Origin of the sequence: Siphonobacter sp., assembly GCF_048595215.1 — a bacterium.
Taxonomy (GTDB): domain Bacteria; phylum Bacteroidota; class Bacteroidia; order Cytophagales; family Spirosomataceae; genus Siphonobacter.
Genome location: NZ_JBMDWJ010000384.1, coordinates 14,075 through 29,004, shown reverse-complemented (window position 1 = coordinate 29,004; position 14,930 = coordinate 14,075). Strand labels below are relative to the sequence as shown.

At 47.8% G+C, this 14,930-nt stretch carries 13 protein-coding genes; 3 read left to right on the top strand and 10 right to left on the bottom strand.

Annotation, left to right across the window (positions count from 1 at the left end; all coding sequences use genetic code 11):
• Positions 1–1,081: Nramp family divalent metal transporter (locus tag ACOJTG_RS23620; RefSeq protein ID WP_420156062.1), on the top strand; the 1,081-nt coding region annotated here is incomplete at its 5' end.
• A gap of 7 nt (positions 1,082–1,088) precedes the next feature.
• Here the strand turns inward: ACOJTG_RS23620 and ACOJTG_RS23615 are convergent.
• Positions 1,089–2,336 carry an amidohydrolase family protein gene (locus ACOJTG_RS23615; RefSeq protein ID WP_420156061.1) on the bottom strand — a complete coding sequence of 416 codons (1,248 nt, stop codon included), beginning with the start codon at positions 2,334–2,336 and terminating at the stop codon, positions 1,089–1,091.
• Between the two features lie 136 nt (positions 2,337–2,472).
• The gene (gene kduI, locus ACOJTG_RS23610) at positions 2,473–3,303 is read right to left on the bottom strand and encodes a 5-dehydro-4-deoxy-D-glucuronate isomerase (protein ID WP_102201309.1); all 831 of its coding nucleotides are present in this window, start codon (positions 3,301–3,303) and stop codon (positions 2,473–2,475) included.
• Between the two features lie 299 nt (positions 3,304–3,602).
• Here kduI and ACOJTG_RS23605 point away from each other — a divergent pair, with 299 nt between their 5' ends.
• Entirely contained in the window at positions 3,603–5,384 is a 1,782-nt protein-coding gene (locus ACOJTG_RS23605) for an ABC transporter ATP-binding protein (RefSeq protein ID WP_420156060.1), read from the top strand.
• Here the strand turns inward: ACOJTG_RS23605 and ACOJTG_RS23600 are convergent.
• The 7 genes from ACOJTG_RS23600 to ACOJTG_RS23570 all read right to left on the bottom strand — a co-directional run bounded on the left by ACOJTG_RS23600 (position 5,381) and on the right by ACOJTG_RS23570 (position 12,416).
• Positions 5,381–6,013: a LysE family translocator gene (locus tag ACOJTG_RS23600; RefSeq protein ID WP_420156059.1), complete on the bottom strand. Its 633-nt coding sequence runs from the start codon at positions 6,011–6,013 to the stop codon at positions 5,381–5,383. The two genes, ACOJTG_RS23605 and ACOJTG_RS23600, sit on opposite strands and share 4 nt — an antisense overlap.
• Before the next feature lie 80 nt (positions 6,014–6,093).
• Entirely contained in the window at positions 6,094–6,678 is a 585-nt protein-coding gene (locus ACOJTG_RS23595; RefSeq protein ID WP_420156064.1) for a LysE family translocator, read from the bottom strand.
• Between the two features lie 122 nt (positions 6,679–6,800).
• On the bottom strand, positions 6,801–7,469 hold the full coding sequence (locus tag ACOJTG_RS23590; RefSeq protein ID WP_102201313.1) for a bifunctional 4-hydroxy-2-oxoglutarate aldolase/2-dehydro-3-deoxy-phosphogluconate aldolase: 669 nt from the start codon (positions 7,467–7,469) through the stop codon (positions 6,801–6,803).
• A 132-nt stretch (positions 7,470–7,601) separates the two neighbouring features.
• Positions 7,602–8,609 (bottom strand): PfkB family carbohydrate kinase, encoded by a 1,008-nt coding sequence (locus ACOJTG_RS23585; RefSeq protein WP_420156058.1) that lies wholly within the window; start codon positions 8,607–8,609, stop codon positions 7,602–7,604.
• Positions 8,610–8,876: 267 nt separating this feature from the next.
• Positions 8,877–9,848 carry an aldo/keto reductase gene (locus tag ACOJTG_RS23580; RefSeq protein WP_420156057.1) on the bottom strand — a complete coding sequence of 324 codons (972 nt, stop codon included), beginning with the start codon at positions 9,846–9,848 and terminating at the stop codon, positions 8,877–8,879.
• Between the two features lie 108 nt (positions 9,849–9,956).
• A complete protein-coding gene (locus ACOJTG_RS23575) occupies positions 9,957–11,249 on the bottom strand; it encodes a DNA polymerase Y family protein (RefSeq protein WP_420156056.1) in 1,293 nt (430 codons plus the stop codon).
• Positions 11,250–11,495: 246 nt separating this feature from the next.
• The gene (locus ACOJTG_RS23570; RefSeq protein WP_420156055.1) at positions 11,496–12,416 is read right to left on the bottom strand and encodes a hydroxypyruvate isomerase family protein; all 921 of its coding nucleotides are present in this window, start codon (positions 12,414–12,416) and stop codon (positions 11,496–11,498) included.
• Positions 12,417–13,026: 610 nt separating this feature from the next.
• On the opposite strand from ACOJTG_RS23570, the gene ACOJTG_RS23565 reads away from it, so the two are divergent.
• Positions 13,027–13,806 carry a murein L,D-transpeptidase catalytic domain family protein gene (locus tag ACOJTG_RS23565; protein ID WP_420156054.1) on the top strand — a complete coding sequence of 260 codons (780 nt, stop codon included), beginning with the start codon at positions 13,027–13,029 and terminating at the stop codon, positions 13,804–13,806.
• Here the strand turns inward: ACOJTG_RS23565 and ACOJTG_RS23560 are convergent.
• On the bottom strand, positions 13,755–14,930 hold the full coding sequence (locus ACOJTG_RS23560) for a L,D-transpeptidase family protein (protein WP_420156053.1): 1,176 nt from the start codon (positions 14,928–14,930) through the stop codon (positions 13,755–13,757). The two genes, ACOJTG_RS23565 and ACOJTG_RS23560, sit on opposite strands and share 52 nt — an antisense overlap.

Below are 14,930 nucleotides of genomic sequence, written 5' to 3'. Positions count from 1 at the left end.
GATGGTGTTACAACACCTGGCTCTGAAACTGGGTATTGCTACGGGTCGTGATCTGGCTCAAGCCTGCCGCGATCAGTTTTCTCGTCCGGTTGGTTTAACCTTGTGGATACTGGCTGAAATTGCCATTGCTGCGACTGATGTCGCGGAAGTACTGGGATCAGCCATTGCCCTTAATCTACTCTTTGGGTTACCGCTCACCGTCGGCGTAGTCATTACGATTCTTGACGTATTGGTGATTCTGTACTTTCAGAATCGGGGTTTTCGGGCCCTGGAAAGCATCGTAGGTGGGCTTATTTTCGTTATCCTCTGCTGTTTCATTTATCAGATGGTGGCTTCCCATCCGAGTTTGCCAGCCATTGTTCAGAACCTGATCCCCCGGCCTGAAATTGTCATGGATCGGCATAAATTGTACGTGGCGATCGGGATTCTGGGAGCTACCGTAATGCCGCACAATCTGTACCTGCACAGTAGCATCGTCCAAACGCGAGGCTTCACGCGTGATGAAAGAGGTCGCCGGGAAGCCGTGAAGTTTGCTACGCTTGATTCTACCCTGTCTCTGTTTCTGGCTTTTTTCATCAATGCGTCTATCCTGATTGTGGCGGCGGCGGCTTTTCACAGTACAGGCAATCAAAGCGTTGCTGACATTACGGATGCCCATCGTTTACTCGACCCCGTTCTGGGCGTAAAGCTGGCCGGCATTTCCTTCGCCGTAGCCCTGCTGGCAGCGGGTCAAAACTCGACGGTAACGGGTACACTGGCCGGTCAGATCGTGATGGAAGGCTTTCTGAATTTACGTCTGAAACCCTGGATTCGCCGACTTCTTACTCGGTCCATCGCCATCATTCCGGCGTTTGTCGCTACGCTTTTGTACGGCGAAAAAGGCACGTCTGAACTGTTGGTATTCAGTCAGGTCGTCCTGTCTATTCAGCTCAGCTTTGCGGTAGTGCCGCTGGTTTGGTTCACTTCCCAAAAGAGTCTGATGGGTTCGTTCGTTAATTCGCGGTGGCTGAGTATCACCAGCTGGATCATTGCAGCGATTATTTTCGTACTGAACCTATATTTGATTATTGCCAGTTTTTAGAGACTGACTATCGCTTGTACAACTTCCCATCTTTCATGACCAACTTCACTTTTCGTAGTTGGTTGATCTGCTGGGTAGGATCACCTTCAACGGCAATCAAATCCGCGAGTTTTCCGGTCTTTACTTCGCCCAGCTTCGGCTGCCCAAACACTTGGGCGGGTACCGAAGTAGCGGATCGAAGCACGTCGAGCGGTTTCATCCCATATTCTTGCATGAGTTCCATTTCGCGTACATTGTCGCCGTGTGTGAATACACCCACATCTCCACCCATCACAATCGTCACGCCGGATTCGAGAGCCGCTTTAAAGCTTTTTCGTTTCTGTACTATTCGCTCCGGTTCGGGATCCTGTCCTTTTTTCCAGCCCCGGTACTGACTGATAGCATCACTAGCGGCTAAGGTGGGGCAATACGCAACGCCTTTGCTTTTCATCAATCGAAATAACTCAAGCGTCCCGACGTCTCCGTGTTCGATGGTTTTGCAACCGCCCAGAATCGCTCGCCGGATGCCTTCTTCGGTAGACGCGTGAGCAATGACTGAACGTCCCGACGAGGCCGCTACTTTCACCATTAACTCGATTTCCTCCTGGAGAAAGGTTGGCTTAGCCTCACCCATGAGTCCCCAGCGGTAATCCGCGTAAATTTTTACAACATCAATACCGCGGCCAATTTGTCCGCGTACGGCCTGAATAAGTCGATCCTGTCCATCGGCTTCTTCGGCTCCCTGCGGTACGTTAGTGCGGGTGTTGTAGCCTTTGGGTCCGTAACTACCCGTAGCGATCAAGGCCCGGCCTACCGTAATCATGCGAGGGCCGGGAATGATCCCTTTCTCGATGGTTTGTTTGAGCCCAACGTCATCAAAATCGGCTCCTTCAGTACCCAAATCCCGTACGGTCGTAAAACCCGCCAGTAACGTTTTTTCGGCGTGTACCACGGCCCGGGCGGCCCGTTCCATAGGCGATTCCCGTAATACCTGATCGTCCCAGGAGGTCTCATTATACGGATGCAGGAACAGGTGCGAATGGCCCTCGATCAATCCCGGCAGTAAGGTTTGATTTTTCAGTACGATAACCTCGGCTCCGGCGGGCGGCTGCAAGTTGGGTCCTACGGCACGAATCTGAGTTCCGGTTACCAGTACCTGCCAACCCGTATACACGTCCATTCCGTCGAATACGCGGTCTGGAATGAGTACGAACGATGATTGGGCTTGACTCAGCGATGTAGTCAGGAAGAGTAGAGCGAGTAATTTTCTAAGCATGGTGGAAGAAACGAGCGGTGGTACGAACGTTCGAAAATAATTGAATCGCTTCGTATTTCCCCTTAAATACACAAAAGCCCGAATCCAGAATGAATCCGGATTCGGGCTTTTTTACTGCTATACATCGAAGATTAACTTACTTCAGATTCTTTAAATCCACCAGATCCATATCGGTGTACGTATAGTTTTCTCCGGCCATTGCCCAGATAAACGAATAGTTCGACGTACCCGCTCCCGAGTGAATGGACCACGGCGGCGATAAGATTGCCTGATAGTTGTTCACCAGCAAGTGCCGGGTCTGTTGGGGTTCACCCATAAAGTGAAATACCCGCTGATTTTCGGGAACGTCAAAATAGAAATACGCTTCCATCCGACGATCGTGTACGTGAGCCGGAATCGTATTCCAAATGCTACCTGTACTGAGAATCGTAAGGCCCATAACCAGCTGGCAGGACTCCAGGCCTTCCGCGTGGATGTATTTATAAATCGTCCGTTCATTGGCCGTTTCTTTCGAACCAGCGTTGACGGGCGAAGCGCCTTCTTTCGTCAGTTTGGCATTGGGGCAAATCCGGTGAGCGGGTGTTGAAGCCAGGTAGAATACCGCAGGCTGAGCCGGATCAGCACTGGCAAAGGTTACGTTCATCGTGCCTTTACCCAGGTACAACGCTTCGTATTTGCTAAGCTCGTAGCGTTCTTCGTTGGCCGAAACGATGCCCGGACCGCCAACGTTGATGATACCCAGTTCGCGGCGTTCGAGGAAGTAGTTGGCACGTAATTCGTCGTAGGTAGGTAGTGAAATTTCCTGACTAACGGGTTTCACGCCTCCCACAATAAAACGGTCATAGTGCGAATACGTAAACTGGATTTGATCGTCGGCAATGACGTTCTCTACCAGGAATTGTTCCCGCAAACGGTCGGTATCATAATGCCGAACGTCATCAGGGTGGTGTGCATAGCGAGTCTGCATGAGTAGAATAATAATGGCTTCAGAATATGAAATAGACGAGAATCAAGCATTCGTACCCTTCAATTCCCAAAGAAGCGAACCAATCCTGACTATCTTTGTTTTCAGTTTACAGTTTTCGGTCTACTGTTTTCAGTTGTACTAGCTGACGATACCCTTCTTAGCTAGATATGAAGCTTTTGAGCATTTTGATTATCCAGCTCATCTATTCTTTATTTGCCTTCAATGGCTAATAACTAAACTACTGTAGACGACAAACCGAAAATTGTAAACTGAAGACTGGCAACTGAAAATCGAATCCATTGAAATCCCTCGCTTATCTCAATAAATACCTCTGGAAGTACAAGGGTACCCTGTTTCTGGGAACATTGTTTACCATTATTTCCAACCTTTTTGGAATTATTCCCGCCCAGATTGTCCGGCATTCGCTGGATCTGGTAAAGGAAACACTGGATTTGTACTTCCTCTTCGATGGCACCAAGGTACAGGCTAATATCTACCAGGATTTCTCGTATAACATTCTCATTTACGGTCTGCTCATTCTGGCGATGGCCTTACTGAAAGGGGTTTTTCTCTTTCTGGTTCGGCAAACGCTCATTGTCATGTCCCGCCTGATTGAGTATGATCTGAAGAATGAGATTTATAATCACTACCAAACGCTCCCCCTGAGTTTTTACCGGCGGCACAACACGGGTGATCTGATGGCCCGTATCTCCGAGGACGTCTCGAAAGTACGGATGTACGTAGGCCCCAGTATCATGTACGGACTCAACCTGATTACGCTGTTCATTATGGTAATCAGCTATATGGTGTCCGTTAGTCCGCACCTAACTTTTTATGTGCTGTTACCCTTACCGATACTTTCGATCAGTATCTTCTTCGTGTCGAGCGTTATGAACAAACGTTCGGAAGAAATTCAGCGGAATCTGTCTCAGCTTTCCACCAACGCCCAGGAAGCTTTTTCCGGTATTCGGGTACTGAAAGCGTACGTACAGGAAACGTTCTCCACCCGGCAGTTCGAAAAGCAATCCGAGAGCTACCGTAATAAATCCCTGAGTCTGACCAAAGTAGACTCCATGTTTACTCCGCTAATTTTTGTCTTGGTGGGTTTATCGAACATTCTTTGCGTATACGTGGGGGGGCAGGAAGTCATTGCGGGTCGATTGACGCCCGGTAACATTGCCGAGTTTCTGATTTACGTGAACATGCTGACCTGGCCCGTAACGGCTCTGGGCTGGACGACCTCGCAAATCCAGCGGGCAGCGGCTTCGCAGGAACGGATCAATGAGTTTCTGAATCAGAAAACGGACCTGATTTCTACGGAAAATCTGGAGAAAGAAATTGCGGGTGATGTGGAGTTTAAACACGTCACGTTCATTTACCCAGATTCGGGGATCGTGGCTTTGAAAAATTTCAACCTCCGCATCAAGGCGGGAGAAACCGTAGCAATCCTGGGCGGTACAGGTTCGGGTAAGAGTACGTTAGCCAGTTTACTCACGCGGATGTACGACGCTTCTTCGGGGGATATTCTGATTGACCAAACGCCGATTCAATCGTATCAGATTCCGGCCCTACGTCGTCAGATGGGTTACGTACCGCAGGATGTCTTCTTGTTCTCAGATACAATTTCCAACAACGTTCGCTTTGGCTTACCGGATCTTTCGCAGGAAAAAGTAGTTCAAGCAGTTCGGGATGCAGACTTGTACGCGAACATCGTAGACTTCCCCGAAGGATTCGACACCAAAATTGGTGAACGCGGGATTACGCTTTCCGGTGGACAGAAACAACGCCTTAGCATTGCCCGAGCGATTGCTCGTGAACCCAAGATTCTGATTCTGGATGACTGCCTATCGGCCGTGGATACGCAAACGGAAGCGACGATTCTGAATAACCTGAAAGGCATCATGGCGAACCGTACGTCGGTCATCATCAGTCACCGGGTTTCTTCGGCTAAACTGGCCGATCAGATTGTACTACTCGATGACGGTGCCATTGTGGAACAGGGTACGCACGAAGAATTGATGAAGCGAAACGGAGCGTATCGGGAACTTTACGAGAAACAGCTACAGGGCGAAGAGGCTTAAGCGAACGCCTGTACTGCCTGCCATACACCCAATAAGATGAAGCCCCAACCCGTCAGTAACCGGATGGTTTGGGGCTGAATTTTATCCAGAATACGCTCTCGGTTTACCGACGTTAGTTTGGCATACAGGTAGTTCATCGCAAATGAACCTCCCGTAGCTCCAAGGATAAAGAACAGCTCATGTCCAAACGAGTCCAGCGATAAACCCGGCTTGCTATTGAACCATACTGTGGTGACCAGCCAAAAGGGTACCAACTGCGGATTACACAAGTTCAATACCATCGCTTTCGTGAAAGCTGACCGATTGGCGGGCGATGCACTTTCCTGCTTTTCTACATCAGGAGTTGACTTCTTTTGCAAGGTAAGAAATCCGATGATCAGCAGGATAGGAATGACCGACCATTGAAACCAGATCAGTACATCGGGTACCTGCTGCAACCAGCGAAAGCTGTAAATGGCCAATGCACTGCCTAATATCTCAGGTAAAGACGCTCCTATGGCAGCCCATAAGCCTACCCGCAGGTTTTTTTGCATAACTACCTGCACAATACTAAGCTTGACCGGTCCCGGGTAAATAGAACCCAGACAACCGATAATAAAGGTTACTGTAAAAATCCATAAAATTTTCATGATGGTCTGGGCTGAGAGGTGGGTATTCTCGCAACCCTAGGTAGGTCTATTTGTCAAAAAGGTATTCCAGACCATTTTCCTTAATTCCACCAGTACAGGAACGTTTGCCAAAGCCCTACGGCGATGAAAAGTAGACCGATGATTCGCTCCATCCACTCAATCTTAATGTGTTTGAGTAATTGGTTTTCGTAGCGTAAGGCCAGCTTTGCGTAACTGAACTGCAAGGCGAAAGCCCCTAAGCTGGCTCCCATGACAAAGCCTAACTCGTGCCAGCCGGATTGTACTTTGAGCCAGTGATAAGCCTGATAATTTAGTAGAATGGCAAACCAGTACAAAGGCAGTTGGCCATTTAAAAAAGACAGAAATAAGCCCTTGGCAAAGGCCCAGCGGGGTGTACTAGATTGGGGAAGCTCTTGCTGAGTATTGGGTTTTCGCAGTAACGCAGCGATACCTAACAGAAACAGAACTGGGATGACGAGTAACTGCAGGGATTTAAGCCAACTGGGGTAACGTTCAACAAATTGCACGCCCTGCAAAGCCAGATAGCCGTACGGAATTTCAACGATTGCTCCACCCAAACCTATCCACAAAGCAGCGTAGAAATTTTTCCTCAATACGGCTTGTATAACCGATAGATTCACTGGCCCTGGATGGACCGAACCCAAAAAGCTGATGACGAATGTTACGAGAAAAATACAGGCTGTTTTCAAGGGAAAATCAAATCAGCCACAAAAATAAAAAGATCGCCAGTAACCAGCGATCTTCAGGTACAAGTAGTTCGGTAAGTTTATGCCTTCAGAGATTTCGCTACGCGAACGGCCTCCGTAATTTTATCGGCAATAGCCTGCCATTCATTCGCTTCTACCAATGCTTTCGGGAAAAGCTGTGAACCAATTCCGACACCGCGTGCACCCGCATCGAACCAGCTTTTCAGACTGGCTTCGGTAGGTTCTACGCCGCCCGTTACTACAATATCCGTCCAGGGCATGGGGCCTTTGATGGCTTTCACAAAATCGGGTGAGGACGCTTGGCCGGGGAATAACTTGACGATTTCCGCTCCCCACTCTTCGGCTTTGGAGATTTCCGAAAGGGTGAAACAACCCGGCATCCAGGCAATTTTCCGACGGTTACAAGTGATCGCTACATCCTGATGCAAGACTGGAGCTACTACGAAATCCGCTCCTAGCTGAATGAACAGCGTAGCCGAAGCCGCATCCACAATGGTACCCGCTCCAACCACCAGATCAGGGAAGTTTTTCTTACCAAATTTCCGCAGTTCGGAGTACGTTTCATGAGCGTAATCGCCACGGTTCGTAAATTCACAAATCCGAATGCCCCCTTCGTAGCAGGCCGTCAGGATTTTCTTCGCTACTTCTAAATCATTATGGTGGAAAATCGGCATAATCGGATTTTCCAGTAAGGTTTGATAAACCTGCAAACGGGTGAAACTTGCCATGTTTTAGTTTTCAGTTTACTGTTTTCAGTTTTCAGTCCGCTGTCTTCAGTTTTCAGTTTAAGTCTATCTGTGAATCCTAGATGACTTTAAGGTTGAACGGTTTAACTGAAAACCCAAAACTGAAAACTGTACCTATCGACTCAGCCGTCCGCTCGTGTCGCCGCTCATGACGGTTTCGATTTCGGCTACGGAGGCCAGATTGAAATCGCCTTCGATGCTGTGTTTTAATGCGGAAGCTGCCGTCGCGAAATCAATGGATTTCTGATCGGAAAAGCCTTGAATTTGTCCGTATATGAACCCAGCCAGGAAGGCATCTCCCCCACCGATTCGGTCCACCATCGGTACCATCTCGTGCGTCAAAGTCTGTACAAGGTCTTCGCCATTCCAGCAACGTCCTTGTAGGGTGTTGTGCGAAGCCGAAAGAGAGCCCCGTTTGGTATTGATGATCTTTTTGACGCGGGGAAACTTCTCCTGAATTTGTCGGCAAATGGAAATAAAGCCCTTTTCCTGCGTGTTGGGCGTAATATCGAATAACTCTTCGGCGTCGCCTTTCCCACAAACAATTACATCGCAACCGGCCGTTAGCTCGGTCATGACTTCAGCCGCAGTAGATCCCCATTTCCAGAGGTTTTTTCGGGAATTAACATCCGCTGAAACCGTGATACTCATCCGATTCGCTACGGCAATGGCGTCGCGACAGGCCTGAGCAGCTCCTTCGGAAATTGCTGGGGCGATGCCCGTAAAATGAAACCACTGAGCATCCGCCAGGATATGCTCCCAATCGAGTTCCTTCGGGTCAAGCTGAGCAAAGGCTGAATTTGTACGATCGTAAATGATACGGCTGGCCCGCATCATGGCTCCGGTTTCCAGGAAATAAGTACCAATACGATCTCCGCCGTATAAAATATCCTGCGTTTCCACGCCATACCGACGGTAGGCCGCCGCAGCGGCGTATCCCCAATCGTTATCGGGAAACCGAGTTACGTGACTGGCTGGAATGCCGAGGTACGCCAGAGCGGCTGCCACGTTGGCTTCTCCACCACCGAAATTCACATTTAGACTTGTAGTCTGAACAAAACGGGCGAAGCCCGGCGTACTGAGCCGGAGCATAACCTCGCCAAAAGTGACAACTTTTTTCATGTAGGGTAGCAATCCTTGGGACAGGTACTGAAAGAATTTAGTAGGAGCCTAACTCTGCTTTCGACCCAAACGGATACTAAATCCTTTTCTAATATAGACAAAAGACGTTAGGAAGGGATAGATACCCCGAGTTACCGGGAGAATCGAGTCATAGATTTATGAAGGTTCCACTCCCCAGATTCATTTTCGTCGGGTATATACAACGGTCCAGAGCCCATTATATATACCCGACGAACGGTATACTTCCCTACTAAACAAGGCATTACGCTATTGACTCCACTCCGTAGGCGTACGGTCCCAGCGGTGATTTTTGAGTTCGTCCAGTAGTTCCGTAGAAAGGCCTTTGCCATCGGCAGTAGCCATATTGGCTTCGACATTACGGATTTTTCGCATCCCCGGAATGATCGTTCCGACGTCGGGATTGCTCAAGATAAAGCGTAAAGCCATTTCGGGCAAGTTCATTCCTTCCGGAACCAGCGGCTTCAACGCTTCGGCGTGATCGACGCTGGCATTCAGGTTCTCGGGAACGAAGTAGGTGGAACGCCAGTCGTCCGCCGGAAACGTAGTATCCTTGGTCAGATTACCCGTTAGGGTGCCTTCGTCGAAGGGTACCCGAGCAATTACGGCAACATCGAGTTCCTTACAAAGCGGGAACAAATTATCTTCCGGAGCCTGATCAAAGATGTTGTAGATTACCTGTACCGAAGAAATCAATCCCGTACGCAGGGTTTGCAGTACATTATCCGGCTCCCAACGATTCACCGAAATGCCCCAGTGGGCCACTTTCCCTTCTTTCGTCAGTTTTTCAACGGCTTCTTTCCAGTCGTCCTGATCAGCCCAAGCGTCTTCCCAAACGTGAAACTGTTGCAGGTCAATCTGTTCAACCTTCAGGTTTTTCAGACTTTTTTCGGTGTATTCAATGATGTGTTCGGCCGGAAAGCATTCACTCAGCGTATAGTCCGGCTTGGAAGGCCACCTGAAGTTTTTAGGTGGAATTTTCGTAGCCGCATACAATCGTTTTTCGGGATTTCGTTTCAACAACTCCCCTAAAATTTCTTCGCTTTTACCGGCTCCGTAGCCCCAAGCCGTATCAAAAAAGTTACAGCCTAATTCCACCGAGCGATCCAGCGAACGATTCACTTCTTCAATATCGGAACCCGTCCAGCCCGCGAGTCCCCACATGCCGTAACCCATCTCAGAAACCTTCCAATCAGTACGGCCAAATCTGCGGTAATTCATAGTTACAAAGAGGTTATGATCAACGTATAGTGATCCGTAAGTTTTTTCAAAGGTATACAGGTTTACGAGTAAAAACTGCGTTGTCCACGTTTTCAAGGCCTCAATCTTTCACTCGCTCATCCAGTCGGGTGTGATTCTACCGTAGAGGTCTTTTACGGACCCAAAACCAATCACATCCTGCATGGGCGGATTTTCGGAAACTTCAGCTGCCCGCATGACTTTTCGGGACCCGTGTTTATCACGAAGTTCGTAGTATACTTTCCGGAGTTTATCTTTTCGCACATTGTCTTCAAACAACTGATACTGCACCAATTGATCAGGAATAAACTGATGTACGCCAATTCCGAGAGCTACCAATCCGGAATTGAATAGCGATTCGGAGGAGTGATTCCACTGAGCCTTGGTTTGTGCCCGTTTCAGTATCAGATTAAATAAAGCTACGCCGTCCTGCACAGGTGTTTGAAATTGCATATCATCCTGATAGGTTCGGCCTTCCTCGTATTTAGCCCAGAAATGGGCCGTTTTACAGAAGACGCTTTGCTGTACCATCCGACGCTCCAGGGTCTGGCAAAGCATAAACAGAATCTGTTGCAAGATCTCCGGCGACCGCCGCTGACTACGTGAGAGCTGCCGCATGGCCTGCATGCTCTTGTAAGCAGAAGTGTACTCGGTATCGACTTCGTAGAAATTAAGTCGCAGATGCCAGTGCCAGCCTACGATACTGCGACACGCCGCCCGTAAAAACTCCGGATCGGCGTAGCGAAGCTGGAGGGGCGTTTCGATCCCGGACTTTTGCAGACGTTGGGCCATGCCGTGACCAATACCGGGTAAATCCGTCAGTTCAAGCTGATTCAGGATTAAATCAATATTACCAGGAGAAATAACCGTTAGTCCATTCGGCTTGATTAAATCCGAACCCAGTTTGGCCAGAAACGCATTGGGAGCAATACCGATCGAACACTGTAGATAATCGCCTACTTCCTGATGAATGGCTTTTTTAATGGCCCGAGCTACGGGTTCGAGATCGTGGTAGATGAGTCGGTGATTACTTAAAATGACGATGGCTTCGTCGATACTCCGGGGAATGACCTGATCCGAAAACCGGCGTAGGATCTGCATGATCTTCGTGTGGTAGTCACGGTACTTGTCCGGCGTAGTCGTGAGCGGTACCAAATCCGGACAGAGGCGTATGGCTTCATTCAATCGCATTCCTAACTTAATCCCACGTTTTTTTGCTTCGATGGAAGGAGCAATGACACAGCCATATTGGCCCGTATACACGCATACCGCCACAGGTCGTCCCCGCAGGTAAAAATTGTCCTGCTGTTCACAACTGGCAAAAAAACTGTTCATATCCACGAACAGTACGGCCGCTCCAGGAGGTATACTGAATTCGTTCATGGACTCAAATTCAGTACTTTATGATTAAAAAAACAAATGTTTTGAACAAATTTTAAAGCCAAAATAGAGCTTTTAAAAATCTATTGAATGAAAAATATGTACATTTTGTATACTTTGTCTGGTTTTATTATACAAACTCACGAATATTTGACAGCTCTCCTGTTCCTCTAATTAGCCGATCAACAAACCGATTTCAACAAAAAAGGTCGCCCGAATGAGCGACCTTTCTCTTACTGAAACTAGATTTTACACCGTAAAACTATCAGCCCATTTATAGGCCTCGATCAGTTTTTTCTCGCCTTCCGCTCCACCTACGGAAATGCCGTGTTCCATACCGAAAATGAAATCCCGGTTGGTTGCCTTCATTTTTTTATAGATGTGTTTGAAGATATTCTGGTAATTGATTTCGCCGGAGCCGGGTTCGTTCCGGCCGGGGTTGTCACCCATCTGGAAGTAACCAATTTCATTCCAGGTCCAGTCGATATGCGGAATGATATGGCCTTCGTTTTTCTGCATGTGGTAAATGTCAAACAGAATTTTGCAGGAAGGACTATTCACGGCCCGGCAGATTTCGTAGGTCTGATCTGACGTTCGTAGATACAAATCGGGCGTATCGCTCAAGGGTTCCAGTACCATAATCAATCCGTGCGGTTCGAGCATCTCGGCTCCCCGACGCAGGGCATCGATCACGTTACCCGTCTGGACACCTATAGGAAGATTACGCTGAAAATCGCCCGGTACTACCGTCGTGTATTTAGTCCGGCAACGCTTGGCTACTTCAATGGCATTCTGACAACCCTTCAGGAAAATATCCAGGTGTTCTTTCTTGCCCGCAGCCAGGGTGTTGGCTCCATTGCCCCCTTTGTGCAGGACAAACACGCCCATTTCCATACCTAGCTTATTGAGCAGATCCCCCATTTTAGTTTGCTCTTCGGCCGGGCGACCCGTCATACCGTTGTCCTCCAGAGCCTTAAAGCCCTGGTCGGCCATAAATTCAATCTGCTTGTATAGGTCTTTGCCGCCCAGGTTATCAAACATCCCTAAGTGCGGAGCGTACCTGAGCTTGAATGTATTTTTGGGGGGAGTAGCAGTTACCTGAGATAAACCGCCTAAAGCTGCCACTCCGGCGGCGGCAGATAAATTCTTAACGAACGTTCGACGTAGCATGTCTTGTAGTTAGAGGCATTGATTACTCGCAAAAAAACGAAACCCTGACCGCAACTAAAACATTCGGGTGACTTTTCGGAAAAGAATTTGTGGGGTACGCTATGATTCTTGATCTCTTACTACTTATCAACTACCTGAAGAGTTCATCGAAGAATCGTTGGGGGCAGCTATTCTGTACTGCTAATCTGGTTCTTCTTATAGATCTGTCCACTGCAAAGAACCAATATTTACAAATTTTTGAATACGCAGTCATTCTTTCAACGACGCTTTTCCGTAGATATAAGCTCTGATTAATTGGTTTGGATTTAGTCGTATCCCTTATTAAAACGCGTTATGCATGGTTTGACTGCAAGCATGGTACTATACGGACTATTAAACCTCTCCTTTGCACTTGTATCCAATTAAATATTCCAAGTTTCTGGGCAGTCTTTTGAAGTACAAACGACAAGCCTTTACAAGAAAATACTTATTTTTGACACTGCGGTTTTAAGGAAGAGACGTATTCTATGGAACTAAAGAGACGTTCTGACCGTTTTTTAATAATGCTATAAATGATCATCCACCTTCGCCATTGATGCAAAAGTAGTTTCACCAACCAAACGAACACTCAATGAACAAGTCCCTAACGTTAGTGGCTGTGACAGCCCTAGTACTTGCGTTATCCTTTGGATTTATCAACCCTTTTTCTTCCTTTACTACTGAGAAAAAAGCTCCCCTTGTTACGACCAAGACGATTGCTCCTGAACAGGAATGGGTTAGCCTGTATGATTCGCTAAAATTAGAGTCTTTAGGTTTATCTTCTGAAGCATTCCATTACGCCTGGTACGGTTTTCAGCAAATGAAACTCGAACAGCCGGTGATAGCCATTGCTGATTTCAGCCAGTCTTCCCGTAACAAGCGGTTATACGTCATTGATTTGCTAAAAAAGAAACTCATTTATAATACCTACGTGGCTCATGGTATGAATTCGGGTCAGGAATTCGCTCAGCGTTTTTCTAACAACGATTCCTCACACCAATCCAGTCTGGGTTTTTACCGGACCATGGGTACCTATCAGGGCAAACACGGCCTTTCGCTTAAACTGGAAGGCTTGGAAAAAGGTATCAACGATCACGTTTACAGCCGGGCCATCGTGATGCACGGAGCGGATTACGTAAGCGAGTCCTTCATTAAGCAAACGGGCCGACTGGGCCGTAGCCAAGGTTGTCCAGCCGTTTCGTACGCTGATCATAAGGTTTTGATCAACTTATTAAAAGGCGGAGCAGGCTTGTTTTTGTACTCAAATAATGAGAGTTACCTGAAACAATCTCACCTCCTGGCAGGCATCGGTCAAACGGATCATCGAGCGGAAATCGCTTCTGATTTATCCCATCCGTACACATCATTATAATACACCAGCTGGCCTTTATCATTGATATCCGCTCCCAGATACAGTAAGAAGACGGGTACTTTAGGTGATAAAGAATAATACGTTGGAGGCAACGCTTCCGATCCAGTTTCATCCAGCGAATCGCTTTCCAATAAGTGTTTTCCAGCCATAAAATTGGCTAAATCCGTTGGTCGTTGCACCCGAACGCAACCATGACTCCGCCAGCGTTGCTCTTTGGCAAACAGGTAGCGGGCATTGGTATCGTGCAGGTAAATGGCCAGCGGATTTTTCAGTTCTACTTTCAATAATCCAAGCGAATTATCCGCACCCGTATCCTGACGCAGGCGGTACGGGAATCGATCTACGGACAAGGCTTGCCAGTCAACCGACTCTGGATCTACCGTATTTCCTTGTTTGTCAATGACTTCAATATTGTTGTTTTCCAGAAACGCTACGTTGTTCTGGATCTTAGGCAACATCTCTTTAACGGCAATACTCCGGGGCACATTCCAGTACGGGTGCGTAATAACCTGCGTAGCATAGGTATCCATGGGCGGCGTAGCTTTGTCTTTCTTACCCGCTACGACCCGCATTTGCAGGGCTTCTTTACCCGTCGAATCCATACCAACTAAATACGCTCCACGAATGTTGACTAGTACTAACCGGGCGGCATCTTTAGCCTGACGATGTACCCAGCGATACGCATTCATGGATTCTGCCACTAATTGGGCACTATCCGCTTTATTCTCCTGCGTCATTAATCGGGTGTACTCTTTTTTCAACTGTTGATACGCTGGATAGCTTGGCTCCAATGACTTTAAAGCATCTTCTACAGCTACTCCCTGAACAATACTCCAACCTGCCGTCCGAACGGCAGCGGAATCAATGGGCTGTACCTGCTCGATGTATTTAATGTACTTAGGCTTATGACCAAACCCGATTTCAGCCAGTAAACTGAACGTTGAGCTTTCAGGGGAATCAAATGCATCGGTTTTAATACCGTTCTGACGGGCGTATTGCAAGATATGATCGTGTACTTCTTGATCACTTAATTCCTGATTGAGAGCTTCATCGGTACGCTCCGATGCCTGCTCGTATTTCTTCTTACAGGAAACTAAATTCAGTATTAGGGTACATAAGATCAA